Origin of the sequence: Armatimonas sp., from assembly GCF_043760365.1 — a bacterium.
Lineage (GTDB): Bacteria > Armatimonadota > Armatimonadia > Armatimonadales > Armatimonadaceae > Armatimonas.
On the sequence record NZ_JAYUPA010000151.1, the window covers coordinates 1 to 2,199 of the forward strand.

Annotated in this window: 2 protein-coding genes; one reads left to right on the forward strand and one right to left on the reverse strand. The window is 57.9% G+C overall.

What is annotated here, in order from left to right:
• Positions 1-888, reverse strand: an 888-nt coding sequence (locus ACH2EH_RS03785) for a TIR domain-containing protein (RefSeq protein ID WP_395139119.1), incomplete at its 3' end; no start/stop codon positions are given.
• Positions 889-1,016: 128 nt separating this feature from the next.
• On the opposite strand from ACH2EH_RS03785, the gene ACH2EH_RS03790 reads away from it, so the two are divergent.
• Positions 1,017-2,199: AAA-like domain-containing protein (locus ACH2EH_RS03790; RefSeq protein WP_395139120.1), on the forward strand; the 1,183-nt coding region annotated here is incomplete at its 3' end.

The following is a 2,199-nucleotide window of genomic DNA, read 5'->3' on the forward strand; positions in this document are numbered from 1 at the left end:
GACCGGCAGGAGCGTGGGCTTGCCGCTCTTGAGGTACTGGTCGTGCGCCGTCTCGACCTCGTACTCCAGCATCTCGGACTGCATCGCCTTGGGCGAAACGATCGCAATCACGGCATCTGCAGCGCGGATCTTGTCCTCCACAGCACGCGCCCACTCAACCCCGATCTTGAGGTGCTGATCCACAAAGACCTCGTGTCCGTTCTCCACCAGGTGCTTCTCTAGAAGCGTGAGAACCTTCTCGTCCTCGGGAAGGTTGCGCTTGTAGAGCAGGACGACCTTCTGGCTCGGAATGCCAGAGGAAGGCCGCGAGACCGGCCTACTCTTGCTCTCTTTGAGCCCTGAGGGCAGTGCGGGACTGCCAAAGCCGTTGCCGTGAAGGCTGAAGAGCTGGATCTGGAGGTTGTGCTTTGCAGTGCCATCGCCCAGCAGATGCAGGCGCGGCTTCCACTCGTCGAACTGGCCCAGGAAGAGCGCGTACTGGGCGGAGAGCAGGATATGGCCCGCATCCCCGAAACCCATCACGCGGGAGGCGGTGTTGATGCCCTCCCCCACGACGTTCTCCTTGCCGGTGATGTCGAGCTGCTTCTGCACCAGGCCGCTATGGATTCCCATGCGCACAGGCATCCCAGCGAGTGCCTTCTGAATCTGGAGCGCACACTGAGCGGGCGCGAGGATATCGGTGAAGAAGAGCAAAGCCATTCCATCGCCGGTGGGTATCGGCAATACATCGTTTTGTTCACGAGATTTCTGGAACGCCTCCGCGCCATTGACCGCGCTATTAAGCTGCTCCAGGAGCCGTCCCTGTAGGGAGATAGATTCTTTGGAGTAACCCACGAGATCCAGAAAGAGAACATGCGCGATCTGCGCAGAGCGACTGGTATCAACCATTGGACACTTCCATTCTGGTGTCCATTGTACCCAACCTCACCCCGACACGTGTACCTCACCTCGACACGTCATGAAGAAAAAACAAAAGGTTTAGTATCCGGTGCACAAGGTTTGGTATCCTGTACACCATGAGTGCAGAGTTCAGTTTCTTTGTCACCGGCGGAACCGTGCCCACGGATTCGCCCAGCTATGTGGAGCGTAAAGCCGATAAAGAACTGCTGTTGGCGCTACAGAGTGGCGACTACTGCTTTGTGCTCAACTCGCGCCAGATGGGCAAGAGTAGTCTGTCGGTGCGTACCATTACCAAACTAAATGCGGCAGGCAGCCAGACCGCCTTCGTTGATCTGACCAAGATCGGCGCGCAAAACGTCACGCCGGAGCAATGGTATGCGGGGCTCTTGGCGGAGACGGGCCGAAGCCTGAACCTGCGCAAAGAGTTCGTTGTGTACTGGAAAGAGCAAGCACAACTTCCCCCGGTGCAGCGCTACTTTGGTGCGCTCAGGGAAGTTGCTCTCAACACGATCACCTCCTCCATCGTGATCTTCATAGACGAGATTGATGCCGTGCGCAGCCTGAGTTTCCCTGTCGATGAGTTCTTTGCGGCAATCCGTGCCTGCTTCAACAGCCGCACGCAGGATGCTGTCTACCAGCGCATCACGTTCTGTCTTGTCGGTGCCGCTACTCCTGCCGATCTTATTTCGGACACGCGCATGTCGCCCTTCAACATCGGACGCAGGATAACGTTGCAGGACTTCACAGCTGACGAAGCGCAACCCCTCGCTTCGCATCTGCCTGGCGGGAAGCCGGTGCTGGATCGCGTCTTGCACTGGACGGGCGGACAGCCCTACCTAACGCAGCGGCTCTGTCGTGCCGTCGTCGAGGAGCCGGGCACATCTGTGGATAAGCTCTGCGACGCCCTGTTTCTGTCCAAATCGGCGCAGGAGTCCGACGACAACATTAGCTTTGTGCGCAATCGCTTATTGAAAAGCGAAGTGGACCTGGCAGCGCTGCTCGATTTGTATGGAAAAGTGCGATCCGGCAAACGCGTCCTCGATGACGAAACGAATCCACTGTGCGGCGTTCTGCGTCTCTCGGGCGTTTGCCGCCTGGAAGGCAATAATCTGGCGATACGCAACCGCATTTACGACCATGTCTTTGACAAAGCCTGGGTGCTCTCCCACATGCCCGATGCCGAACTGCGGCGTCAGCGAGCGGCAGTGTCGAAGGCAAGATGGCAGATCGGGAGCATCGCGGCGGCAGTGTTGCTAGTAATGGGAAGCTTGACTGCCGTCGCAATTCGCAAGACAGTTC